The sequence below is a fragment of the Priestia megaterium genome (genome assembly GCF_009497655.1).
Lineage (GTDB): Bacteria > Bacillota > Bacilli > Bacillales > Bacillaceae_H > Priestia > Priestia zanthoxyli.
The window spans coordinates 3,503,914-3,529,025 of record NZ_CP023317.1 but is presented as its reverse complement, the minus strand read 5'-3'; the positions used below and the strand labels follow the sequence as shown (position 1 = coordinate 3,529,025).

At 34.9% G+C, this 25,112-nt stretch carries 27 protein-coding genes; 17 read left to right on the top strand and 10 right to left on the bottom strand.

What is annotated here, in order from left to right:
• The first annotated feature begins 86 nt into the window (after positions 1-86).
• From CEQ83_RS18060 to CEQ83_RS18020, 10 genes are all read left to right on the top strand, one after another.
• Positions 87-770: a response regulator transcription factor gene (locus tag CEQ83_RS18060; protein ID WP_028414891.1), complete on the top strand. Its 684-nt coding sequence runs from the start codon at positions 87-89 to the stop codon at positions 768-770.
• Positions 771-2,189, top strand: a complete 1,419-nt coding sequence (locus CEQ83_RS18055) for a HAMP domain-containing sensor histidine kinase (protein ID WP_028414890.1) — start codon at positions 771-773, stop codon at positions 2,187-2,189. It begins immediately after the preceding gene.
• Positions 2,190-2,329: 140 nt separating this feature from the next.
• Positions 2,330-2,998 carry a phosphatase PAP2 family protein gene (locus tag CEQ83_RS18050; protein WP_028414889.1) on the top strand — a complete coding sequence of 223 codons (669 nt, stop codon included), beginning with the start codon at positions 2,330-2,332 and terminating at the stop codon, positions 2,996-2,998.
• 492 nt (positions 2,999-3,490) lie between these two features.
• Positions 3,491-3,646, top strand: coding sequence for a hypothetical protein (locus CEQ83_RS27205; RefSeq protein WP_033580025.1), 156 nt, complete (start codon positions 3,491-3,493; stop codon positions 3,644-3,646).
• A 327-nt stretch (positions 3,647-3,973) separates the two neighbouring features.
• The gene (locus CEQ83_RS18045) at positions 3,974-4,303 is read left to right on the top strand and encodes a PadR family transcriptional regulator (RefSeq protein WP_033580026.1); all 330 of its coding nucleotides are present in this window, start codon (positions 3,974-3,976) and stop codon (positions 4,301-4,303) included.
• Positions 4,290-4,853, top strand: coding sequence for an HAAS signaling domain-containing protein (locus CEQ83_RS18040; protein WP_098112508.1), 564 nt, complete (start codon positions 4,290-4,292; stop codon positions 4,851-4,853). Before CEQ83_RS18045 ends, CEQ83_RS18040 begins: the two co-directional genes overlap by 14 nt.
• Positions 4,843-5,706, top strand: a complete 864-nt coding sequence (locus CEQ83_RS18035) for a DUF4097 family beta strand repeat-containing protein (protein ID WP_098112462.1) — start codon at positions 4,843-4,845, stop codon at positions 5,704-5,706. Before CEQ83_RS18040 ends, CEQ83_RS18035 begins: the two co-directional genes overlap by 11 nt.
• Positions 5,707-6,041: 335 nt before the next feature.
• Complete coding sequence (locus CEQ83_RS18030; RefSeq protein ID WP_033580028.1) at positions 6,042-7,208, top strand: alanine dehydrogenase; 1,167 nt, start codon at positions 6,042-6,044, stop codon at positions 7,206-7,208.
• A gap of 21 nt (positions 7,209-7,229) precedes the next feature.
• Positions 7,230-8,648: a sodium/glutamate symporter gene (locus tag CEQ83_RS18025; RefSeq protein ID WP_098112463.1), complete on the top strand. Its 1,419-nt coding sequence runs from the start codon at positions 7,230-7,232 to the stop codon at positions 8,646-8,648.
• Positions 8,649-9,033: 385 nt separating this feature from the next.
• Entirely contained in the window at positions 9,034-9,420 is a 387-nt protein-coding gene (locus CEQ83_RS18020) for a hypothetical protein (protein WP_098112464.1), read from the top strand.
• Between the two features lie 134 nt (positions 9,421-9,554).
• Here the strand turns inward: CEQ83_RS18020 and CEQ83_RS18015 are convergent, their stop codons facing one another.
• Entirely contained in the window at positions 9,555-10,667 is a 1,113-nt protein-coding gene (locus tag CEQ83_RS18015; protein ID WP_155017458.1) for a type II asparaginase, read from the bottom strand.
• Between the two features lie 274 nt (positions 10,668-10,941).
• On the opposite strand from CEQ83_RS18015, the gene CEQ83_RS18010 reads away from it, so the two are divergent.
• Positions 10,942-11,424, top strand: coding sequence for a PTS sugar transporter subunit IIA (locus tag CEQ83_RS18010; RefSeq protein WP_228123017.1), 483 nt, complete (start codon positions 10,942-10,944; stop codon positions 11,422-11,424).
• Positions 11,425-11,535: 111 nt separating this feature from the next.
• Here CEQ83_RS18010 and bioC read toward each other — a convergent pair whose 3' ends face one another.
• From bioC to bioF, 3 genes are read right to left on the bottom strand one after another with little or no spacing between them, the layout of a single operon-like run.
• Positions 11,536-12,357 (bottom strand): malonyl-ACP O-methyltransferase BioC, encoded by an 822-nt coding sequence (bioC, locus tag CEQ83_RS18005; RefSeq protein WP_155017457.1) that lies wholly within the window; start codon positions 12,355-12,357, stop codon positions 11,536-11,538.
• Positions 12,350-13,096, bottom strand: coding sequence for an alpha/beta fold hydrolase (locus CEQ83_RS18000; protein ID WP_155017456.1), 747 nt, complete (start codon positions 13,094-13,096; stop codon positions 12,350-12,352). Before CEQ83_RS18000 ends, bioC begins: the two co-directional genes overlap by 8 nt.
• The gene (gene bioF, locus CEQ83_RS17995) at positions 13,093-14,271 is read right to left on the bottom strand and encodes an 8-amino-7-oxononanoate synthase (RefSeq protein WP_155017455.1); all 1,179 of its coding nucleotides are present in this window, start codon (positions 14,269-14,271) and stop codon (positions 13,093-13,095) included. The genes CEQ83_RS18000 and bioF overlap by 4 nt, the downstream gene beginning before the upstream one ends.
• Before the next feature lie 854 nt (positions 14,272-15,125).
• Here bioF and CEQ83_RS17990 point away from each other — a divergent pair.
• Together CEQ83_RS17990 and CEQ83_RS27200 are read left to right on the top strand one after the other, a co-directional pair.
• Positions 15,126-16,046 carry a CPBP family intramembrane glutamic endopeptidase gene (locus CEQ83_RS17990; protein ID WP_155017454.1) on the top strand — a complete coding sequence of 307 codons (921 nt, stop codon included), beginning with the start codon at positions 15,126-15,128 and terminating at the stop codon, positions 16,044-16,046.
• A gap of 43 nt (positions 16,047-16,089) precedes the next feature.
• Positions 16,090-16,236 (top strand): hypothetical protein, encoded by a 147-nt coding sequence (locus tag CEQ83_RS27200; protein WP_014458831.1) that lies wholly within the window; start codon positions 16,090-16,092, stop codon positions 16,234-16,236.
• 53 nt (positions 16,237-16,289) lie between these two features.
• Here CEQ83_RS27200 and CEQ83_RS17985 read toward each other — a convergent pair whose 3' ends face one another.
• On the bottom strand, positions 16,290-17,003 hold the full coding sequence (locus CEQ83_RS17985; RefSeq protein WP_014458832.1) for a hypothetical protein: 714 nt from the start codon (positions 17,001-17,003) through the stop codon (positions 16,290-16,292).
• A gap of 608 nt (positions 17,004-17,611) precedes the next feature.
• On the opposite strand from CEQ83_RS17985, the gene CEQ83_RS17980 reads away from it, so the two are divergent.
• Together CEQ83_RS17980 and CEQ83_RS27195 are read left to right on the top strand one after the other, a co-directional pair.
• Positions 17,612-17,995, top strand: a complete 384-nt coding sequence (locus CEQ83_RS17980; protein ID WP_028414874.1) for a hypothetical protein — start codon at positions 17,612-17,614, stop codon at positions 17,993-17,995.
• 196 nt (positions 17,996-18,191) lie between these two features.
• Positions 18,192-18,359, top strand: a complete 168-nt coding sequence (locus tag CEQ83_RS27195) for a hypothetical protein (RefSeq protein ID WP_165573610.1) — start codon at positions 18,192-18,194, stop codon at positions 18,357-18,359.
• A 401-nt stretch (positions 18,360-18,760) separates the two neighbouring features.
• On the opposite strand, the gene CEQ83_RS17975 is transcribed toward CEQ83_RS27195, so the two are convergent.
• On the bottom strand, positions 18,761-18,952 hold the full coding sequence (locus tag CEQ83_RS17975; protein ID WP_028414873.1) for a hypothetical protein: 192 nt from the start codon (positions 18,950-18,952) through the stop codon (positions 18,761-18,763).
• 411 nt (positions 18,953-19,363) lie between these two features.
• Between CEQ83_RS17975 and CEQ83_RS17970 the strand changes: the two genes are divergently transcribed.
• Positions 19,364-19,873: a GNAT family N-acetyltransferase gene (locus CEQ83_RS17970; RefSeq protein ID WP_028414872.1), complete on the top strand. Its 510-nt coding sequence runs from the start codon at positions 19,364-19,366 to the stop codon at positions 19,871-19,873.
• An 80-nt stretch (positions 19,874-19,953) separates the two neighbouring features.
• Positions 19,954-21,156: an iron-containing alcohol dehydrogenase gene (locus CEQ83_RS17965; RefSeq protein WP_028414871.1), complete on the top strand. Its 1,203-nt coding sequence runs from the start codon at positions 19,954-19,956 to the stop codon at positions 21,154-21,156.
• Between the two features lie 79 nt (positions 21,157-21,235).
• Here CEQ83_RS17965 and CEQ83_RS17960 read toward each other — a convergent pair whose 3' ends face one another.
• The 4 genes from CEQ83_RS17960 to CEQ83_RS17945 all read right to left on the bottom strand — a co-directional run bounded on the left by CEQ83_RS17960 (position 21,236) and on the right by CEQ83_RS17945 (position 25,035).
• Positions 21,236-21,829, bottom strand: a complete 594-nt coding sequence (locus CEQ83_RS17960; protein ID WP_028414870.1) for a hypothetical protein — start codon at positions 21,827-21,829, stop codon at positions 21,236-21,238.
• 111 nt (positions 21,830-21,940) lie between these two features.
• Positions 21,941-22,174 (bottom strand): hypothetical protein, encoded by a 234-nt coding sequence (locus CEQ83_RS17955; RefSeq protein WP_028414869.1) that lies wholly within the window; start codon positions 22,172-22,174, stop codon positions 21,941-21,943.
• 144 nt (positions 22,175-22,318) lie between these two features.
• Entirely contained in the window at positions 22,319-22,750 is a 432-nt protein-coding gene (locus CEQ83_RS17950) for a hypothetical protein (protein WP_028414868.1), read from the bottom strand.
• A 1,055-nt stretch (positions 22,751-23,805) separates the two neighbouring features.
• Positions 23,806-25,035, bottom strand: coding sequence for an MFS transporter (locus CEQ83_RS17945; protein ID WP_034328168.1), 1,230 nt, complete (start codon positions 25,033-25,035; stop codon positions 23,806-23,808).
• Positions 25,036-25,112 lie beyond the last annotated feature (77 nt).

Below are 25,112 nucleotides of genomic sequence, written 5' to 3'. Positions count from 1 at the left end.
ATTGAGGGATATAGTACTAGTACTCATATTCATTTGTAGAAGCAGTTTTTACGTTTTTAATTTTTAGACAAAGGAGAGTACTTTATATGCAAAAGGTACTAATTGTAGAGGATGAAGAAGGATTAGTAGAATTTTTAGAATTAGAACTAAAATATGAAGGATATTTAGTTGACGTAGCTTACGATGGTCGTACTGGTTTAGATAAAGCAACCAAGCAGAAGTACGATATTATATTATTGGATTTAATGATGCCTGGATTAAATGGAATTGAGGTATGCAGAAGACTAAGAACAACTAAGGATACTCCTGTTATTATGCTCACAGCTAAGGATAGTGTCATGGATAGGGTAATGGGGCTTGATAATGGAGCTGACGATTATTTGTCCAAACCATTTGCAATTGAAGAATTATTTGCAAGAATGCGAGTCATTTTTAGACGTCAAGAAAACAACAAGATGCTGGATCAGAAGCTACTATTAACATTTAAAGATATTGAACTTGATTTGGAATCAAGAACAGTGATAAAAGAAAAAAAACTAATTGAACTCACGAATAAAGAATTTGAACTCCTAGCCATTTTTATGCGTAACATTAACAAAGTATTAACGAGAGACATACTTTTAGAGCAAGTGTGGGGGTACGATTCAGTTGTTGAAACGAATGTTGTCGATGTATATGTTAGATATTTAAGAAATAAATTAAGTGCGCAGGACAAAGAGTTATATATTCAAACCATCAGAGGGGTTGGATACGTGATGCGTGATGTTTAAATGAGAAAGTGGATAAAGTGTATAAAAGATTTGCCTATAAGATGGAAGATAACGTTATGGTCTTCCATGTTTTTATTTTTTCTTTTTCTCTCTTATAACCTCTTTCAATACATTGTGATTGATAACGGTATTTTAAATTATGAGAAGCAAAATGGTATTCATCAATTAAACGAGGTTCTCGCTTTTATTCAATCTGATGATGAACCTTTATCCTTAAAACAAATTGAAAGCAGTGAAGGATACTTATCGAAAATTAATGAAAAGAATCAGTTGATTCGTGTTCTTGATAGGAAAGGGAACATTATAACCAGTACCTCAAACAATGTTTCACCAAATTGGCAGCAACCGAAGGCGGTGAAGCACCAAGAGTATAAAGTGATTCGAAACCACGATGAACGTCTACTCGTTCTTCGTTCTCCAATTGTCACCGACAACTTCACTGGAACGGTTGAAATTGTTAGAAATATGGAGATGTCTGATGCTTTTATGGACAAGATTTTTTTATTAATGCTTGCTGCAGGGATAGGCTCACTAATCTTTAGTATTCTAGGTGGAACCATTCTAGCAAAGAAAATACTATCTAACGTTCAAGCGTTAACATTGACGATGAAAAAAATAAAAACAAATGGCCTTGAAGAACGTGTTCCAGTTAATGAAAAAAACGATGAATTTGCTCAATTAGGCAGTTTATTTAATGAGTTGATGGATAGCCTCGAAGACTCTTTTTTACAGCAAAAACAGTTTGTAGAGGATGCTTCACATGAATTAAGAACTCCGTTAGCCATTATCCAAGGACATTTGACATTGTTAAATCGCTGGGGGAAAAATGAAGCAGCAGTATTAGATAAATCCTTGAAATCCAGTCTGAAAGAAGTAGAGCGTTTAACGAATCTTGTGCAAGAATTATTGGAGCTATCCCGAGCTGAAAATAGTCTGATAAATCCTGTAGATGTTGAACCTATTAACGTATTGGCCACTGTTCAACATGTTGTAAGGAATTTTGAAGTACTGTATAACAACTATGAGTTTAAAATAAGACACTCACATGAAAATCTGTACGTGAATATTTCTTCTCGCCATCTAGAACAAATATTAATCATTTTGTTAGATAATGCAGTCAAATATTCTAAGAAGGAAGAGAAAGAGGTAGTTATAGACTGTTCTCTCATCAATGAAAAGGTATCCCTTAAAATAATGGATAAAGGAATTGGAATTCCAGAAGAGGATATACCTTATATTTTAAATAGATTTTACCGAGTGGATAAGGCAAGGAGCAGAAAACAAGGAGGACTTGGCTTAGGACTGGCTATAGCCAAACGATGGATTGAAAAGTACCACGGTACGATTAACATCGAGAGTAAAGAGGGCGAAGGAACAAATGTAACGGCTGTATGGCCTCTGTTTACTAACTCTCTATAAATGTGCATATAAAACAAGCTCTTTATTTTTAATACTCCTAACTTCAAAAGCAAAGAAGCATCAAAATCTAAAAGTAAAATGACCTTATCACATTTCATCAAAAGTAGCTTGATAAAGCACAGAAAGTAGAGGTGTCTAGTATGAAGTTGAAGTTTCAATTTACACTTGCTTTTATATTAAGCCTGTTGTCCCTTATTTGTTTTAGTGGGATGGCTCTTTTAATTAATGGATCAAAAATTGTCGCATTTGATCGGTCTATTATATCGCTAATTCAAGGGTTCGAAACTCCTGGGCTAACGACTATTATGAAATGCTTTACTTTTATTGGCTCTACGCCATCTGTTGCAGTGATTTCTCTCTTTAGTTTGTTTTTTCTCTATAAGGTATTAAAACATCGAACGGAGCTTATTTTATTTATCGCGATTATTGTAGGTTCTCCAATCCTCAATGAGCTGCTAAAACTACTTTTTCATCGTGCACGTCCTGATTTCCATCGATTAATCGAAATCAATGGTTATAGCTTTCCAAGTGGGCATGCTATGAGTGCTTTTGCTGTTTACGGCGTCCTTTCATTTTTGCTCTGGCGTCATATTTCTACTCGCTGGGGACGTACACTTTTAATCGTTATTACCACTACAATGATTCTAGCAATAGGTATTAGTCGTATTTACTTAGGCGTGCATTATCCTAGCGACGTTATTGGAGGCTATTTTGCTAGCGGCTGCTGGCTAGCTATTGCTATTTGGTTCTATCAACGCTATCAGGAGAAGAAGGTTGAGCAAAGAAGATCTACTCAAAGTAAAGAATGAATACCATGATATATCAACACGGAAATAATCATATAGGCTAAGGATGCAAGTGACTGGCTTCATAATTAAGTGTGGATTATCAAAAGTACTGATATGAAAAGCCAGCATTGATTTATGGACGTTTTTTCAGTAGGGGGAATAAAAAACGAATCTATAAGAACTGCATTTTTTATAAAGATGATACACCACCTAGGAAATGAAATTTTTGATAGCATTCTACTTAAAACAGTCATAAAATTGACTGTTTTTATTATTAGAAAATGTAAAATAACGGTTACTTTTTTCTTGAACTTATTACAAAAAAATCAAATGAAATTGATCCATTTCTATCGATTGTGGCGAAAACTGTTAAATTTTATCTTAAAAAGTGATATTCTTACAGGAATTCAATCAATATACTTTCAAAGCCATTTGTGGATTTAATTTTTACAGTATAAAAAATATTGAGAGTCATGATTACTGTATTACTCTGAGACTAAGGATGAGCAATGTATGAACAAACTTACAATACCAGCCATATTAGTTATCTTCGCTTTATGGATCTTATTACAATTAGCTTTAGATGGTAATATCTTTAAAAACCCGCTAAATTATTTTATCTTAATTACGATTTTCTTTTTATTTATCAAGCAAGCAAAAGAAAAATAGCCTAGAATGTTCGCTGCTGAGTAGTCTATAGTTATAGGCTGCTTTTTATTTTGCTGCATTAAAAATAATTCTATCTAGGACCTTCTTTTTAAAAAACACCTTACGTAGTTATTATCTAGCTGAATTTAGCACGCCATGTATCTTTTTCCAATAAGTTATTCTAGTTTGATCATACTCGCTATAAAATGGTTAAAATTTAAAAAAATATTAAACAGTACCTTGCAATAAACAATAGCTGGTGATATATTGTAATTATTAGGAAGTTATTATAAATCAGTACTATACAATAAACAGTAGTGGACTGTGAAAAGAAAAGGGTGAAGAACAGTGAACGTGCAATTTAAAAAAGGAGTTTTAGAGCTTTGTGTCCTTGTATTACTGGATAAGAAAGACCGCTATGGATATGAATTAGTTCAAAAAATCTCCGATCAAATTGAAATATCAGAAGGGTCGGTATATCCTCTTCTGCGCCGATTAACAAAAGAAGAATATTTTACAACGTATTTAAAGGAATCTACAGAAGGTCCTTCAAGGAAATATTATCAGCTTACCGATAAAGGCAGGGAGTATTTATACGAACTTATCGATGAATGGAATGAGTTTTCAAGAGGTGTTAATCAATTAATCAAAGAAGGTGTGAACAATGTCGAAGAGTAAATTTTTACAGCAATTAAATGAATCCTTAAAACCATTATCCTCAAAAGAACGAGCAGATATTTTACAAGATTATGAAGAACATTTTTCCATTGGCTTAGAAGAAGGAAAAACAGAAGAAGAAATTGTAGCGTCGCTAGGCTCCCCGAATCAAATAGCCAAAGAATTGCTGGCAGATTATCACGTTGAGCAAGCAACAGCTAAGGCAACAACTCAAAATATTTTGAGAGCCACTTGGGCCGTAATTGGTTTAGCTTTTTTTAATGTAGTAATTGTTCTTGGTCCGGCCGTTGCATTAGCTGGCTTTATTTTATCAGCTTGGGCCATAGGTCTATGTTTCTTGCTATCTCCTATTCTAGTTCTCGGTGAAGCTATTGTACATTTGAGCGGCTTTTTTCTCTTTAATTTATTTATGTCGTTAGCATTTTGCGGAATTGGATATTTTATTATGCTAGGTATGTTCGTTGTAACGAAGCTAGCTATAAAAGGCTTTGTACGTTATCTGAAATACAATGTATCATTGGTGAAAGGCGGTTTAAAACGTGTTGAATAAAAAGAAACTCTCCGTTCTTGCAGGCATTCTCATCCTTATTGGGGTTATAGGAAGTCTCCTTACTTATCGTGCTATTGATCCTGAACCTATTTCAAAAGAAAAAGTTATTAACAGCAATCAAGTATCCAAGGTAAACATCGATACGGATAATACTCGTGTTCACGTGTATCCTATCAAAGGCGATAATATCAAAGTAACATTAAAAGGCGAAACATCTCCTAATATAAAAAGAGACTTCACTACTGACGTTAAAAATTCAACCCTTTTTATCTCCTATAATGAACAGCAGCGCAGCTGGGTCAATTTTGATATTGTTAGTGTATTAAACCCGCTATCCATCAACGTTTATCTGCCTGAAAAACAGTATAATTCATTGGGGATTTCCAGTAACAACGGATATGTGTCTGTTAAAAAATTACGTGCAGCAGATGTTTCTGTTCGTGCAAACAATGGACGTGTAGAATTAGAGGACATTGATTCACAAAACCTGACCACCAGCGTACACAATGGACTTACGAGCATAAAAAATGCTGCAGCCAAAACAGTTCAAGCAAAAGGAAATAACGGAAAAATAACGCTGAGTAACGTGCAAGGTAGTTTAAAAGGCGAAACGCATAACGGAAGTATCGCTCTCGAAACAGAAGAACTTGATCGAGATATTGACTTTAAAACGAACAATGGAAAGATTAAAATTACAACGGAAAAACAACCAAGTAACGTTCAATTTAACGTTTCTGTCGACAATGGAAAAGTCGATATTCTGAATAAATATGATAGGGACGCTGTTATTGGAAATGGAAAGAATATCATTAAACTAGGTACTCACAATGGCAATATTTCAGTAATAAAGTAACCTATTAGCTATAACTAAATTAAAAAGGTTTTACTCATTGAACGTTAATGAGTGGAACCTTTTTTCTATGCAAGATTAATAAGCTAAAAGCTTGTTACTACACAAAAAATAGATAGTAATATTATATTATTTTGAATTTTTATTCATTTTAATTTATAATTTGGTAAGTGAATGCAGAATAAGGTTCTGATAGAACAATTATTCCAAAACTTGCGTGCTAGAAAAACAAGCTGTATTCATTTTAATCTGAATATTATTAATAGTTTAATTAACTTTGATATCACGCAGGAATGAGAGGGAGAAGCATTCAAAAAAACGACTTTAGGGGGAACAACATGATATTTGGTGTATTGAAAGATAATAAAGTGGGAGAGTATCGAGTAATTATGACGCCTGTGGAGGCTGCTGCTATTAAAGATGATGGTCATACGGTTCTTGTTCAAAAAGATGCGGGCGTACTAGCGGGATTTACGAATGAACAGTATGAAAAAGAAGGGGCGGAAATAGTAGAAACAACAGAAGAGATGTATGAAAGATGTGACTTTATCGCAAAAGTTAAAGAAATTGAAGAAAATGAGTATAAGCTGCTTAAGGAAAATCAAATTATCTATACGTGTATACATCCAGCTGCACACAAAGAGCAGGTACAAGCTATACTTGATAGCAAATGTATTGCGTTCACAGCAGAGGATTCTCATAGATTTGGTTCAGTTAACTGTGAAGCAGCGGGAAAACAAGGTGCATTAATGGGTCTGCAGGCTATGCTGACGATTAACGGCGGGAAAGGGAAATTTGTTAGTGGCTTAGCCGGAGCCCCTGGTATGAAGGTACTTATCCTTGGAGGAGGACTAGTAGGAAGGTCGGCGCTGCAGGTGCTACATTCTTTAGGCGCGTGGTGTACTGTAATGGATATCAATTACGGAACATTAAGAGATATTGGCAAAACGTATAATGAAAAAGTAAATACGCAGCTATCAACTAAGCAAAATATTAAAAAATTGCTTCCTGAAATTGATATGGTGATTAACTGTGTTAAATGGCCAAAGGAACGCGAAGATTATTTAATAGATCGTGATATGCTCAATTTAATGGAAAAAGGATCAGTTATTGTAGATATTAGCAATGATACTGACGGTGCGATTGAGTCCTTCCGTGAAACAACTCATGAAAATCCTACATATATCGAAAATGGTGTCGTTCATTATTGTGTCAGCAATATTCCTGGAGCTATTGCTAATTCTACTTCTGTAGCTTATGCGGCATCTGTATTGCCACATATCCAATCTATCCTAAATTCAGGTGTGAAATCAGCCTGTATTAAAGACGGATTTTTAAGACGAAGCTTAACCGCTTATAAAGGATACCTTACACATGAAGAAACAAGTGCTATCCAAAATAGACCTTGGATCAAACCAGAAGACGTATTACATATAAAAGAAGAAAAACTAGACCCAGCACCACCGGCTACATCAACAAGATCAACTAATTTTTTAAGCATGTAACGTTACGAAAGGAGGATATGAATGACTGTATATACGATACTAGTAGATTTTGCTTGTGCCAGCGTCCTGATTCTAATAGGCATGCTGCTTCGCGCAAAATTTAAATTTATTCAAAGAAGCTTCATTCCAGCAAGCTTATTGGCAGGTTTTTTAGGTTTAGCACTAGGACCTAGCTTTCTAAATGTTCTACCTTTTTCTGAAGATATTAGCTCCTATGCAGGAATCATCACCATCTTTGTGTTTGCGGCAGTTGGGATAAACGGGTTTTCTTTTTCACCAGGCAATATGAAAAAGGATATTAATCGAATGGGCGCATATGCCACTTATAAAATTCTTTGTATAGGTCTTCAAATGTCTATTCCAATTGTTTTTTCTATTTTAGTGATTTCAAAGTTTGCCCCGGAGATTAATAACGGATTTGGTTTGCTTTTAGCAGCCGGATTTTATGGAGGTCATGGAACGGCGGCAGCGGTAGGTACAACCTTTGAAAATTTAGGATGGGAAAATGCAACTGACTTAGGAATGACAGCTGCTACCGGCGGTATTTTAGCAGGTATTTTTGGTGGACTTATCTTTATAAAATGGGCAACGCGAAAAGGTTATACTCACTATGTGAAAGATTTTTCGGAAATTTCGGAGGATCTAAAAACAGGATTAGTTCAGCCTAAAAATAGAACGGCAATGGGGAATGACACGATTTCACCAATTGCCATGGATCCATTAGCTTTTCATTTAGCATTATTAGTTGTGCCGTCAGGTTTGGGCTATCTATTAAATAACTATATTGCTACTGCTTGGGGACTAGAATTCCCAACGTTTACAATAGCATTTTTGATAGCACTGCTTATGTACATATTTCTAGGCAAAGGAGAAAAAGGCGTTTACAAATACGTTGATAGTAAGATAGTCGATCGTTTAGGAAGTGCAGCAACCGATTTTCTTGTATTTTTCGGTGTAGCGTCAATTAAATTACCGATTGTGGTTGAATATGCACTTCCGCTTGGTTTATTAATGCTTTCAGGCATAGTAGTAGTGGTGGTGATGTTAGTCGTAATTGGACCTGCTATGAACTATGAAAGCTGGTTTGAACGTTCTATATTCGTGTATGGCTACTCAACAGGTGTATTCGCTATCGGACTTACATTACTAAGAATTATTGATCCTAACAATAAATCAAAAACACTTACAGACACAGCGGTAGTTGGACCGCTTAATACGCCATTAGAATTATTTGCATGGTCAGCGGGGCCTGTTATGCTGCTAAGCGGACAGCACTGGACGTTTGTTGGAATTTTTGCAGGCATATCAATTCTATGTTTCGTCATCGCTCGAATCTTCAAATGGTGGCACTGGAAGGTTCCTTTAGGCGAGCGTCCTCCTGTTCCATTAGATAGAAATGAAGGCTTTATTCGGATATCGGGAGAACATATTGAAAAATAACGTAGGTTAAATAAAATATGTATACTTGACTAATTATATTTATATCTTATGAACGAGAAACAAGAGCCCGTAAACATATGTTTACGGGCTCTTACAATCCGATGAGAAGTTTGTGATAGAGAAGGATAAATTCGTCCGTTTTCTACCATGATTTATCTCTTGTTTTTCTTAATTAATGGATTGTTAGTGCTTGACCTATATTAAGCTGATTGTCTAGATATTTATAGTCTCTGTAGGTAGAAATCTTTAAAAATATACCTTCTTTTACTCGGAAACCGGAATATTTTTCAGAGTTGTACGATACTATTTTCTGATACAACCTATTCTTACAACAGGTGGTTTCTTTGTTTTACCTATAAATCGCTATTGAAAGGAGCAAAAGTAAATGAAACGAAATGTTGTGTATGGCTTATTACTAACAGTGTCTTTAGTATTTGCGCTTTTTTTAATTGTTGATTGGCGTCAATATGAAACTGGGTTAGAACACGCTATTAAACCTGCTGATCAAAACTATGAAAACAGCGAAAACTATATTTCTGACAAACGTATGATAGATGTAATTGTAAAGCTAACGGAAGAAAGTCCTGCAACATTTGGAACGAGATTAAAAAGTGCGCAAAGAATAGACGAGAAGCGTGTCCATGTGAATACCAATAAGCTCGAGGGAACTATTGAACTAAAAGATATAGAAGGTAAGACCTTGGTATGGCGTGTGCTAGACGCCACATCCAATCATTTAATTATAGAAAGCAAGAACTGGGGAAATGAATAAGGGACCTGCTGATGTTTCTTCTTATGAAAACAGGCTGAGACAAAAGTATGCTAGTGGTGGTGTCTCGGCCTGTTTATACTTTTGTTACCGATTGTTCTTAAAATACCAAAATAGAGGAGAAAAGATATTTTTGATTAATACTCATTAAAATATTCTTGAATCTTTTTAGGATCCTTTGTTTTCGTTAAAGCAAGCATTAAAAGAATACGGGCTTTTTGTGGATTTAATGAATCCGATGTAACAAACGTATCTTTATCATCTGATTCTTCATGTGTCACAACCCCGCTTCCTACGCGGCTGGATCTCACAATAACTACGCCTTTTTTTACCGCATCTCTAGCACCTGCTAGAGCAGCATCGGATAGCAGCCCATTTCCTGCTCCTGCGACGACTATTCCTTTTGCTCCGGCTTTTACGGCTGCGTCATAAAAGTTCCTAGAGTCGTTTTGATACCCATATATGATGTCTACTCGAGGAAGCTTATCTAATTTTGATACATCGAATAGTGATTGCGTTGTATGCTTACGAGTTGCTTTATTATAAAATAATACCTGATCTCCAGCTATTTCTCCTACATATCCCTGTTCAGGGGATTTAAACGTATCCACTGCCGTTGTATGTGTTTTCGTTATATAACGAGCTGCGCCAATTCGATCGTTAAGCGCTACTAAAACGCCGTTATTTCGTGCTTCTTTTGTAGAAGCAATTTTTACTGCGTTATACAAGTTTAGCGGTCCATCTGCACTTATAGCGGTAGCGGGTCTCATTGAACCAACCACAACCACAGGCTTGTCACTCTTTACTACTAAGTTTAGAAAATAAGCCGTTTCCTCCATCGTATCAGATCCGTGTGTCACGACAATCCCGTCAACATCCTTAGACGCTAATAGCGTATTAATTCGTTTGGCTAACTTTAACAAAATGCTGTTATCTATATTTTGACTTCCGATATTTACAACTTGTTCTCCGCTTACATTCGCTAGTTTTTTTAACTCAGGAACAGCTTTAATGATGGTTTTAATATCAAGGGCTCCTGATTCATATCCAGTTGTGTCTGTGCTGCTTTCAGAAGAACCTGCAATCGTACCTCCAGTGGCCAAAATCTTTATATTGGGCAACTCTTCTTTCACTGAATGTTTTACAGTCATTTTAGAATCATTTATAGATGCATTGACCAATGATAAAGGTCCCGAAAATAAGATAACGCTTGATAAACAGGTGATGCCTATTATTCTTTTCAGTTCCATCGTTACGTAGCTCCTTTTACGCCAAAGACATGTAACGGTATTATTAGTAATTTGAGTTTGAAATATCCAATCATTTGTCCGCACGAAGAATAAATAGATAAACGCATTATTTTTATGAGATTTCTTTTTGCTTTTTCTCTTAACAATTTTCTAATCTCCTCACATAAGTGAATTTGGCATACCAAAAGAGGCTATTACAGAAGGCTCTAATAACAAAGAAGTACTTGAAGCGAAGACAAAAACTGAAGTTGCTGCAACAGGTTAGAAAAAAGAAATGAAGGATACAACTTTAGGAAGCGTATTCAAACTTCCGTTTGATGGATATATTGTGCCTCTAGAAGAAGTCCCTGATGCTGTTTTTTCTTCAAAGATGATGGGAGACGGTTTTGCCATCGAACCAACTAATAATACTCTTATTTCTCCTATCAATGGGGAGGTTGTTAGCATCTTTCCTACAAAACATGCCATAGGTCTAAAAACAGATCAAGGTCTAGAGTTATTAATTCACGTAGGGTTAGAAACAGTGAACTTGAATGGGAAAGGGTTTACATGTCTAATTAAAGAGGGAGAAAAGGTTACACAAGGAACCCCGCTTTTAAAAATAGACCTAAACTACATTAAAGAAAATGCTAAATCACTTGTTACACCAATCATTTTTACAAATTTATCTGAACATAATCAAATACAGTTATTAAAAACAGGGTACAATGAGCAAGGTATAACAAATATTATTGAATTAGCTTCTAAAAAACAGTAAGTTAATTAAATCTAATTGATTATTTAAGGGTACTTTTCTAAATAGAAGAGTACCCTTTTTTACTGGCGGTAATTCATCACTTCTAGAGAGTAGCCAGGGCTGGATTGGCTATTAGTTCGTTTTTGTAATATTAAACATTAAGCAATGATAGGTTACTTTTACGCCATTTTTGTCACGATGATTATTTTCGTATAGGTTGATTAATTCACGAAAAAAGGAAGGGCGCTGACAGTAGCTTTCCTCGTTACTGTTACTTGCTCCAATCTTTTTTATTGATGTAAAAAATGCCTTAACCGTCGGAAAGTATTGAACCTCTAGCTCCTCAGTTTTTGATAGTTTAAATGGATGCTCTCTCAATGGAACTAATGCTTGTTCACAAATTTGAGACAACTCTTCAAGAGAAAAAAACGATTGGCCAGGTGAACTGTTACTGAAAAGACCAAGCTTTTGTTTCACATGGCTGTAGCATGAATGAAGCTCTTGAAATGTACGGTTACCAAAGGTTGAAAATAGCAGGCTGCCTGTAGGCTTAAGTTGTTTATACAATTTTTTAATTGTCGTATGAAGACTATTAAACCACTGAAATGTTGCATTCGAAATAATAAGGTCATAATGTCTTTCTATACTTAGTTCCTCGATATCTCCGCATATGAAAGAAACTCGATCTTCCCTTACTTTTTCCTTTGCTAACTCAATCATTCCTGATGACAAATCAACTGCTGTAATAGCAGCCTTAGGGAATTTTTCGCACAATAATTGTGTTAAATAACCTGTGCCGCAGCCAATTTCAAGAATAGCTATTTCCTCGTTAAAGAAATTGGTGGAAAGCTGATCTATTAATTGGTTTGCCATGCTTTTTTGTACATCGGCATAAGCATCATAAGTTTTAGCATGATTATTGAATCTTTTCTTTAAAAGTTGCTTATTAATCATAAATGAGCTCCTTTTCGAGAAATTTCTCTATAAGTTGCGTACATTGGTGAGGCTTTGTAAAAAAAGGAATATGGCCAGCTTTTTCTAAAATACACAGCTGCGCTTTTCCACCAATTCTTTCAGCTATGAAAGAAGAAGACTCAGTCAAACATATTTGATCATCTCTTCCATGGATCAACAAACAAGGAGTTTGAATTTGATTGAGGTGCATTCTAACATCTTTTTGAAGTAAATAATCTAGCCCTTTAAGGAGAGAGTACGTACTGTCTCCTTGATAATCACGCTGAACAACTTCAATAAATTGATGATGAAATTCTTCTTCTTTTTCAGATTTAGTGAACATGGCGTTATAAAATGCAGTAAGGGTTTTTTCTTTATTACGCTGTAGTTGTTTTTTCATACGTTCAACGATGCGTTGCTCCCATCCAAATGTATTATGCATGTCGTTTATAAAGCGACTAGTTCCGCCAATTAATATGAGTCCTTCTATCTTGTTAGGGTATAAATTTGCAAGTTCAAGCGTTACAAGAGAACCTAATGACCAACCCATTAAATAAACAGTACCTGGAGTAGAAATAAGCAATTGGATTGCTCGTTCTCTAAAGTCACTTAGTTCTTTTACGCCTCTCCAGTCTGTACACAAAACGTTACATATAGTAGACAATGATTTTATGATTGGTTGAAACGCTGCTTTTTCCATTCCCCATCCGGGAAATATTATAATAGTTGATGGTTTCATTGAATCACACTCATTTCTTTTCCAATTAGAGAAATTCTCTTTATGGCCCAATCTAAATCTTCTCGCGTATGATCGGCTGTTACAGTAAAACGAATTCTTGCTTTATTTTCAGGAACAGTAGGAGGCCTAACTGCAATAGCAGCAATTCCTTCTTTCTGTAAACGCTCTGCAAACTGCATTGTTCTTTTGTTTTCTCCCGTTAAAATTGGAATGATTTGAGATTGACTATTACATGTGTTAAATCCTTCGTATGTAAGTGCCTTCCTAAAAAATAGTGCATGTTCTTGAAGAAGTGCGCGGCGCTCTGTGTCTTGTTGCACCTTTTCAATTGCAGCCGTTATTGCACCGAGTATAGCAGGGGGAAGAGCAGTTGAATAAATGAGTCCTCGCATTCTATTTTTCAAATAATCTATGAGCCACTGTTTTCCCGTAACATAAGCTCCAAATGACCCTAGCGCTTTACTAAACGTTCCCATTTGAATATCAATTTTATCTTGCAGATTAAGAAAATGTGCATATCCTTCACCATTTCTTCCGTATACACCGCTTGCATGAGCCTCATCAACCATTAGTAGGGCGTTATATTGCTCTTTTAATTTAACAAGCTCCTTGAGCTTGGCGAAATCACCATCCATGCTGAAAACAGTATCTGTTACAACTAACTTCCGTGACTCTAAGGGAACTTTTTTTAATAAATTTTCTAGATGGTTCATATCGTTATGGCGATAGCGTTGAAGTTTTGCACGGCTTAGTAGGGCCCCATCAATGATACTTGCATGATTTAACTTATCGCTGAAGATGAAGCCATTACGCGGAACCAAGGCTGAGACGATTCCTAGGTTTGCATTATAACCACTATTGATAATAAGTCCTGCCTCAGCTTTTTTCCAATTAACAAGGGCTCTTTCTGCTTTCTCGTAAAGGAAGTGATTTCCTACTATTAAGCGTGAAGCTGTTGCTCCTACTCCATACGTCATCACAGCATCACTCATTGTTTTCTTCAGTCCACTATCTCCTGCATAGCCTAAATAGTTATTAGAGGCAAGGTTTAACATTTTACGTCCATTGACTGTAAGCCATGGTTGTTCAGCAAATTCTGTAGTAACAAGGTGCCGTTTTTGAAAAATTTCATCTAAATAGGCAAGTTCTCTCTTAATATCTTCTTCCCAATACAATACACTCTCACCACCGACAATGAAATAAGTTAACTTTAATTTTTAAATAGTTAACATATATATCTAATCACTCCTTTAGAAGAGTGTCAAGATGAGAGAGGTTATAAAAACTCTTGAATAAAAGAAGTAAACTCCTAACGGTAGGGAGTTTGCTTTTTTTGTTCTTTAAATATTCCTGTTTAATAACAAACGTCTTTTCCAACATGTTTTGGATTTATTTACACGCATCATATTAATCTAGCAATTTTATTTGCTTTACTAAACACTTCATATTGATTATCCTCATTTTCTTAGTTATAATGTAATTGTTACATTTGTAATAATAATGTAATATAATTGTAACTTATATACATTTTTGCGGTGTTAGATAGAATGGTAGCTAATTTTAAAAAATGAAAAGCTATTTATGGATAAGCCCTTAGCGATTGTCGAAGCAGCCGCGAGGGGAAAACTTTAGATAAAAAGGTGAGGACGATGTTGAAAAAAATATTTATTTTAGTTGTTCTAGGATATATATTCTTGAGTAGCAAGTATTTTCTTCAAAATTATGTGTATGCGGGCACGTATGAGCAGGATATAAAGGTTAACGATGACTTAGTGTCGAGTCTTCTTTTAGAAGAAGCTGTTTTTTGACGGCTTTTAAGGCGCTAAATTTTATATAAAGAGGTAATGGGTAGAGTTGTAATTTCTTAATGTTGTCAGTCTCTTCCCTTATCTTCAAAGGTAAAAAGCAGGCGGTAGTTAACATAATTGCAGGACCTCGGGTCCTAATAGATTTTTACATTGCCTAGACAACAACGAAGTAGAGAAGAACGATGTAGTTGAGAAGAGAAGGCTGAGGGAGTAAGAATAAAATGAAAAACTATTTAAATTTGGAAGAAGGAAAAAATAGCTGGAAGCGTTATGTAAGTACAACAATCCTTGCTTCTGTGTTTATGCTGTTAGGATCCATTATTTATATTATTGCTGAAATGATAATGGTTGCAGCTGATGAAAGTGGAAAATCATATGTTGATTTTGATAGCGGATTAGCTGTAGGAATCAATGCTAATCTTGATTTTCTGTTGTCTCATATTATGTACATATGCTGGATTTTTGGTTTATGGATCGGGATTCGTTTTATTCACAAACGAAAAATGAAATCACTAATCACTGCTAACAAACGTGTGAACTGGAAGAAAGTAATATGGTCTTTTGGAGCTTTTAGTCTGTTACTAATCGTTTCACAGTTAATTGATGTCGTGTTTAACCACTCGGATTATTCATGGAATCATGTAAGTTTAAAAGAGTATGTCCTGTTAGTACTGATTACGCTTTTGTTAGTACCTATTCAAACAACAACGGAGGAGCTGTTTTTTAGAGGACTTCTTCTTCAATGGGTGAGTAAGAAAGTGAAGCGTCCAATTTTACTTGCTATTATTGTTGGGCTAATGTTTTCAATAGGTCATTTTGCTAATCCCGAAATGAATAAATCCATTATATTGGTGGGACTAGATTATATTGTAGCTGGTTTTGCTCTTACATATATCGCGGTTAAAACAAAAAGCTTAGAAATTACCATTGGCGCACACGCAGCCAACAACATGTTTCTCGCTCTGTTCCTTACAACGAATGATTCTGTTTTCGGGTCTATACCGAGTTTGTTTAAGGTAGCTAACACTGAGCCAGGAGCTAACCTTATTTGGTCGATTGTTATGTTCAGTGTTTTCTATATCTTATGTAGAGGGAAGATAAAAAAGGAAGAAGCAGCTGACAAAGATCAGCTTATTGCTTAAATTAGTAGAACCAATACCTAAACAGGATAGGAGATGTAACAGAGTGAGTGGAAATCACGATGAAAATAAACCATTGACTCGTGCAGAAATGAAGCGGGGCCACTTAGCTACTCAACATCGCATTTTAAATGTGCTTATCGTTCTTGCATCGATTGCTGCAGTATATCTAGTAATAAAAACCATACTTTAAAAGAGCAGCCTTAAAGGCTGCTCTTTTTATTTTGTAAAAACACGCGCACGCAACTACCAATTGAAAAAAGCTTTTAACGAAATCATTGTAGCCGCGTAGACAAGAGATGAGATTAAAAAGGTTGGCAAATGCGCATGTTTTTCAAAAGGGAGCTCTTTACTGATGACGTTAAATAACATTGCACCTGAACTAAAAGCAATCATCGACTCAATAAGCAGGCCTGATGAGGGGCCAAAGACGCCCAAAATTGACCCAAGAAAAGTTGCTCCGGCAAGCATATAGCGACCTCTAGTTTTGTGTAAGCGCGGATGTTTTTTTCCTAGATGGTAAGACCACCCGATAAAATGAAGGCTGATAGCCAGTCCGTAGAATACTGATTCAACTCGCTTAACATCGGTTGAAAACACGACATAAGAAATGATAAAAGAATAAATCATAAAAAAACTAGCCTGTACCATATAAACGGTCAGTTCCGTTAGGTGAGTGGCTGCTTTTGTCTGAGCAAATGAATACACTGAAAAATAGACGAGTAAGCCGAGAAGACCAAGAAAATATAGTTCAGTATCAAGGGCTAGCGATCCTCCAAACTCTTCTTGTTTCTTATGAAGCGTCGGTAAGATATAAATAAATACATAAGCAATAGCTACACCGCCTGATAATGAGAGCAGCTTTTGCTCCCCGATTGGAGAACGTTCGACAATCGTTAATGCGTATAATTGAATGAGGATAAAAACAATACCTATTATAATTGATTCAATTGTAACCATGGTGGTCTCCTTTTAAGGTTCACTTTTAGGGTTTAATTCCCTTTAATAGAAGAAGAGAAACCATGATTTAGATAGAAACATTGCTCAATTATAGGTAGATGTTCGTAACCATCATACTTTTAAGAATGGTGTTAGTTTATAGTATATACATATTTTACTTACTTATTATTAGCTAGAGAAAGGGTATTTATTATAAAGGAAAGCTGTTGAGTTCGTGGATGAAGGCAAATTCATTCTGTATTTTGGTATAGCTAGAACGTTTAAATGGCGGCCCTGAAGGTTTTCTTTAAGAGAACACTTTCCTATTCCTTTTATTTATTATGTTAACTAAGAAACAACATTATGATATAAAATATAGAAAAAATGTTATTATATAGATATTGTTCTGAAAATAAAATGATGTATGGGGGATATCAGCTAATATGTTTTTTGTCATTATAGGATTTATAGCCGTCTTTATCACTTTATGTTCGTTAGAAGCTAAGCTAAGAACGATAGTGAAACAAAATGATAGATTAATTAAATTACTTGAAAAAAAGAACAGATACTAACAAAAAATCACCTAATAGGATAGTTGGGTGCTTTTTTATCGTGTAGGAGGATTTAAATTGAAAAGGAAGTTTTTGTTTTTAGGACTTATATCTATTTTTTTATTAGTATTGGGTAGCTGTGGCAGCAAAGAAGAAAGTGTGCGTTTCGAAGGTGAAGGAGATCATTGGAAAGCTTTATATCTTTTAAATAAAGGAGAGAATACTGAAAATGGGCAAGGCAGTATCATCTATAAAGGAAAAGACAAGGAGAAAGTAGGAAAAGTTTCTTATGTTGTTGAAGGGGAAACAAGCAAATTATCAGGTACGGATGACGAGACAGAAGGGAAAATTAATTTAAATGGAAGCTGCAGCGGGTGTTCGACTCAAAGCAGCAACGCTCCTTATCACGTGACAATAAAATGGAATGGGAAAGAAGATAAATTTGATTTAACATCAAAGTAGAACGATAAAACGTTGTATGTATATGAAACTAAAAATCTGGCCACGTTAATAACATATTTTTCCTATTCTAATCAAGTTAAAAATCCTTTGCCTACATCAGGGAAGGATTTTTTTAAAAAATTTTGCATTTATTGGTTGTTAATCTGAATAAAGGGGAATTACATCTAGTAAGAGCATACAAAGGGGATAAATAGTAGTGACAAATTATAGGTACTATACGGGATCCCTGTTCGTCAGGGAATTAGAACGTTTAAAAGAAGAATATATTCAACTTGATCTCGATGATATGAAAAGAATGGTTGAAGAAGATATTTTACTGTTGGAAAAAGCGGTTAATATGCTGTCTACGAATACCATTTCTTAAGTTAAGCAACTTACTCAAGAAGCAATAAAGCATTATTTAATGACTACTGTTCATTCAATTTTTAAAAAAAGCTACCTCTTTTGACTGGGAAGAGGTGGTCTTTTTCAATTTCTAGACTGGATAGGGCATATGAAACAAAAAAAGCGTTTGAAAGAAGTTTTATAACATTTCCTAGTTTCTAACAAATGTTGCCCAAACAAAAAAAGGACATTTCTTCTATGCCCTGTTCCCTCATATCAGCCCCGCCTACGCTAAATACTATGACAGCCACTCATGCCATCCAACCTATACTTAGTATAAACGAAAACGTTTACAAAGTAAAGATATTAATGAAATATTCTGTCTATTTTTATATTAAACGTATCTATTTCGAATAATATCAAATATAATAGATGAAATTTTTAATGTCTAGAGATTAGCTCACTCATTAATCTGTTTAAAGCAATGTGTAATATATCATGTTCTGTATACTCTTGTTCAAAGGCTAGACTTCTTTTTTCTTTTTTCCTCAACAGCTTTCTAATTTCCTCACATAAGTAAAGTTGAGAATCCAAAAGCTTTATTTCTTTTCTATCTTTTGTTTGTTTAGACATGAAATCAACTCCTTTATGATTCTTTAAGGAACTATTCTACCTTAAAAAGTAAAAATCCTTCTTCTATTACATCGGATTAACGTAATGGGGTTTATTAGAAGAACCAACCTCAGATTAGAGAAAATTGATTTAATAGCTCAAACCGATGAATTAACCCTAATTAAAAACAAAGATTAACTATACGTAAAATGTAAGAGAGGGTTTTTTTATTGATTCCAGAATTATATACAAAAGTGTTCTATTTAAACAGATTAATGGCTTCATTCAATTATGCACCTACTTATTTTAATTTGGCTGTTGTATATCGTAAGTAGAAATACACATTTACCTTTGTCAGCGATATTTATGGAATCAAGTATGGAATGAATTGTAATTTGTGATTGCATTTCTTTAGAAGGAGAAGATAAATCAATGAGTACAAAAAGAATACATCTTACGCCATTTGAAACTACTCACATTCAATACTTACATAAATGGTTAAATGATGAACGGGCAATACGAATGATAGGCAGAACACCTTTAACTTATGAAGAGGTGGTACAAGAAGTAGAAAACAAAAGAATGAACAACGATTTAATTTTAGGAATTGAAAGCAATGAAAAAGAATTAGTCGGATGGGTATTTCTGAAGGATATAGACTATGCACATGGAAGAGCTAGTATAGGAATTCTCCTATCTTCAGAATCTAGAGGTCACGGATATGGTCGAATGGCTATGGAGCAAATGATTGATCTAGGGTTTAAACAGCTTCGTCTAAATAAAATCTATTTAACCACAAGGGGAATAAACGAACAGGCCATTGCACTATATGAAAAGATTGGTTTTGTTACCGAAGGAAAATTAAGAAACCATGCCTATGTGGATGGGAAATACGTAGATACATATTTTATGGGTATATTAGCTTCAGAGTGGAATAAGTAAGCTTACCGGCCATGATGAAATTTTAAAAACTAGTACTTCTTAAGATATGTATTTGATTTTAGACAACGGGAGGGGTATAAATGAAATCTTATAACTATTTTTGTTCTACTCAAATTGAGGTAGGAATGGGGAAAGCTAGAGAATTACCAGAAATGCTGACATCTTTAAATATTGGTTCATCAATTTTAGTCGTGAGTGACCCTGGTGTAGTTCGTGCAGGATTAGTTTCACCAATTGTAACTTCCCTGGAGGATTCTGGTTACCGGGTGCTGGTATTTGATTCAATTGAACAAAACCCTCGAGATACGAACTGCTTGGAAGGTGCTAAGTTATTTCATGACTTTAGTGCGGATGCAGTTGTTGCCATTGGTGGCGGGAGTGCGATGGACACGGGAAAAGCTATTGCGCTGTGCGGCCCAAACGGCGGAGAACCATCTGACTATGCAGACGGCCGACTTCTGTATTCAAACGTCGCACCAGTTATTTGTATTCCAACTACTTCAGGTACGGGCTCAGAGGTTACTCGGTCTGCTGTAATTACGGAAGCATCTACACATCGAAAGATGACGCTCAAACATGCTTCATTAAGACCTGTCTTGGCGATTCTTGATGCTGAACTAACATTAAGTCTTCCTCCTTCTGTTACGGCTGCGACTGGCATTGATGCACTCGTTCATGCGATTGAAGGTTATACGTGTAAAGTAACAAATCCTATATCACAAGCGCTTGGGGCTCAAGCAATGAGAACGATTGTTTCAGCATTGCCTATCGTTTTCCGAGATGGTAAAAATGAAGCGGCTCGTCAAGATATGCTGGAAGGAAGTCTCTTAGCTGGCTTGTGTTTCGGATCTGCAGATGTTGCTTCGGTACACTGCCTAGCAGAAGCGCTTGGAGGACTTTATGATACCCCGCATGGAGTTGCTAACGCAGTATTTTTACCATACGTATTACGATTTAATTCTATGGAGAATAAGCAGCTGCATGCTACATTAGCAAGGTATATGAGTTTTGCCAAAGATTTAGATTCAGATGAAATAGCTGTTGAAAAATTAATTCAAGGAATTATAGAATTAACAGAATCATTAAATATTCCTAAATTAAAAGAGCTAGAGGGTGTAAAGAAAGAAGACTTTCCGAGCATTGTAAAGTTGGCTATGCAAAACAACTCAACGCCAAGTAACGTCCGCTTAATTACCGAGGCTGATTATATGCAAATTCTTGAACAAGCTTACTTTGACCGTGTAGATAAAAAACGGCATTCTGAAGTAGAGAGCTTGAAGTAAAGAATGAAAATTAAAAACTAGCCCTAATTGTCAGACAGTGTCTAACGATTTGGGGCTAGTTTTTAAGTAGTATCTATTTTTAATAAGAAGATACATAATACCAGTTCTTATGTACTTTTTCTATCTGTTTAAAATCTCCGTCAAAATCGCTTTTTGAAGGTTTATGATCATTTGGGTCATAAACAAATCCTGAGAAATTGTCTAGCATCCCGCGGTACGTAAAGAAAAGAATTGATGTCGACTTTCCTTTTGTCTCTACTTCAATGTCGCCTCCGCCTTTAGACAATTGAGTATACTCTTTTGGCAATTGAATAAGTGATGGACTATCGGGTACGTTAGGTTTAATCATGCCATTTTCTATTTTAGCCGCAGCTTCTTCTCTCTTCTCTTGATGGATTTTAAAGTTCAAATCCAAGTTGACTTGAGTAAAGGGAAAGAAGAACCATAATATAATAGTAATGAGCTGAATAACAAGCGGCTGCCACTTTCTATTTTTAAAAAGATGAATCAATGCCCATACAGTTATGATGATAAAGAAGGCATATACAAATAACCAAACAGGCAACATTAAAAATTCCGTTATCATATCAACCAGATCCCACTGGAACAACGATACTGAAATAATTAACAAACTACTCATTAACGATAAAAGCAACAAACGACTACGTTTCACACATTTTCCTCTTCCTGAAATCATTCTTTTTTAGTGTTCATTATATATCAAAATCCTTATAAAGACGTATGTATTATAATGTAATTTGTCGATAGAAACAAAAGCAGATCTTTAATTAAAGATCTGCTTCTTTTCTTTGGCAAAAACTAAATATGTTCCCACTATAAGCATAATGCCCAAGCCAATAAAACCTAACCAATATACCCAAGGGTAACTATACGAAACTGTCACTGCTCCCGTATTGTTATTCACTGTTGTAGTTGTATAAGGAGTATAAATCATATTAATAGTTAAGTACGTTAATAAAGCTTGAGCAATAAGAAATATTCCTATTGCACGTTTCATTACCTTGCCTCCAGACTCATCGATATTTCTATGTACAGTTTAACATAGGACTAGTGAATATTTTTACTATAACAATTCTTTACGAAATAAAAATCAGAGAGACTCCAACAACAGAAATGCTCATCGTTGCTACAGGTTCTTTCATTAAATTTTCTGCTTATTAAAAACCTTATTTATAAGTAGCAAAACATGATAAAAAGTATTAGATGCAAAAATACCCAGGGCAAAAAAATAAAATAACAATTGATAATCTAACTGAATTCCTTCAAACAGAAAGTAAAATGCTAAACCAGGAACTATTCCTGCTAACGAGTACATTAAGAGTTTAGACAAGTACATTTTTCTTGTCTGCCTGTTATGTGCTAGCATATCAATTAGATAGGAACAAATAATTCCAACAACTATATAAACGGGTAAAGTATACATAAATGTAAATACGAATGTATCTGTAAAGCTGAAGTAATAAATATTAGGTTCTTTTTCACTTTCAGGTGTTAAGCTGATTATCCCGTAGACAGCACCAAAAATAGCAGTAGATAAAAGGGAAGTAACAACTAATTTTATAAAACGACTCAAGACAGTGCTCCTTTAATTTTATACTTAGTTCAGCTTTTTATCTTTTCTAGTCTTCTTGTTTGCTTAAAATGAATTTTAGTAGAGGTAAATCACTAATGCTAAATAAATCTGTGGGCTAGCTTGCCCCACCCCAAGTAAGAGATTCCTAAAATAAAAGCCCAAAGAAATGCTACACGAATATTTCTAGGTATAGAAATCCACAGCTTTAACATGTTCCAAAGTAAATGATCTTTATTCGATTTTTTCATTGTTCGTAGATCCTTCCTCAGTTAAGTAGTTCTAAACCATTCTTGCTTACTTAATAGACTAAGTTTCTTTTTAGCAGCAATTGTTTTCTTGGAAGGCAAAAACGGTAGTGTTCCTCCAAATAAATCTTCTATCAACAAAATCACCTATTATACAATTAAAGGTAATTATATCATTAGTTCCCATAAGTAGAGTTCTTTTTTAATTAACTATCATATGAATTCCTTAAAATGTAGTATGTACAGCAACGACATAATAAAATTCTTGTTTTTTCACACAATGTTTACGTATATACCTTACTAGAAGGGGATTCTTTCTATCTAAAATTGTATGACAACCTTTCAATTAATATGCTATAATTATTTATAGACCTAATCTTTCTTAAACTTTTGCAATGCTTAAAATTCGAAAAAGCCATCTCACTTTTTAATATCAAAAGAATGAGGTGGCTTTTTATTTTATTTTATGATGTAGTTTATTCCTCTTCAGGAATCTTAATTAAAATAGTGATAGCAACTGTTGTCAGAAATATAACCCCTAAAATGATCAATAGATTTGTACTCATATGTCCCATCTGCCCTTCTGCTATAATCCCTATAATTTCATTCTAACAAAGGAAATGAGTTAATAGAATAAAAAAATGAAAGCGTTTTATTTTTTGTTTTTATCCATGAACTCTTTTGAAAAGATATATACTTTAGTTCCATATATTATTAATAGAAGAAACTCATCAAAAAGAAGCCCTTGCTAAAATTAGCAAGGGCTTTCAAAATTATGAGAATCACAGTTAATAAATATTTTTCCTTGTTCTAAGCAGTAAGCTTTGAATCATTATTATCTTTAGATGCTTGATTGTTGTTTCTTAAAAGAAATGCACCAAATAGAGTAAAGACAGTCACGATAACCCCCATGATTAAGTATGTGTGACGAAAGCCAATGGAATCGTATAGGTTTCCTACAATAGGGGAGAGTATAACCGCTCCTAGTTGCATTGCGAATTGGTATCCAACTAAATATAAGATGGAAGAGAATTTCGTATCAAAATGTGTAGCCAGATATTTAAATACAGAAACGATGATAATGGCAAACTCTGGTGCGTTAAGAAGCTTGATAAAGGAAATGCTGTATGGATCGGATACTAGCCCTGAACCTACTACGCGTAAAATCATAATGATTCCCGCTAAAATTAAACCGCCTTTAGGACCTACTTTGCGCACAATGAATGGAGCAACTAATAACATCCCGGATTCTAAAAAGACTTGACCTGCATTCAAGTAACCAAAGATTTGATTTCCTAATTGTTCTGTTGGGAACAGGGAGGCATAATATACAGGAAATTGCTGGTCAAAAACATTATAAATGCAGCCAGTCCCGAGCATAAAAATCATAAAAATCCAGAAGTCTTTTCGTTTAAATAAGCTACCTAAATCTTGAATAGAAAGGGACTTTGCTTTCTTTTCTTCAATAGTGGATACTTCTACTTTTGTAAGGAAAATAACAAGTAATAAGATAACGCCTGATCCCGATGCAATCCAAAAGTTGATATCAGGGTTAATATTAAGCATTCGTCCTCCAATAGCAGCAGCAACGGCAGCTCCTATTGATCCCCAAAGTCTTGCACGACCGAATTCAAACGCATACTTTCTGCCAACTTTTTCGATATATGACTCGATGACTGAGATTCCAGCTAAAAAGGTGATGGCAAGATAAGCTCCGCCTGTCAGAGCTCCTACCCAAAAATTCCAGTTTAAAAGAGGTTGATAGATGAAAATTAGAAACGGTCCAGATAAAATAACTAAAATTGAAATGAAGTATAATAAATTCTTTCGTAACCCCAATTTATCAGAGATATATCCATAAAGAGGTTGAAAAAGCATAGTAAAGACAGCGTTTACAGAAAAAACAATACCTGTTTGTGCTCCGGAAAGGTTAAGGCTTTGTCCCAACCAGATAGCAAAAAAAGTAAAAATAGAGGCAATAGATAAGAAGAATAAGAAAAAGAAACTGCTTAGTTTCCAATAAAGTTTATTGTTTTCCATATTTAAATCCCCTTTGCTGTTTATGTATCTAAATATTATTTAGAAAGCGTTTTCGATTGATTGTATTATATATGGTA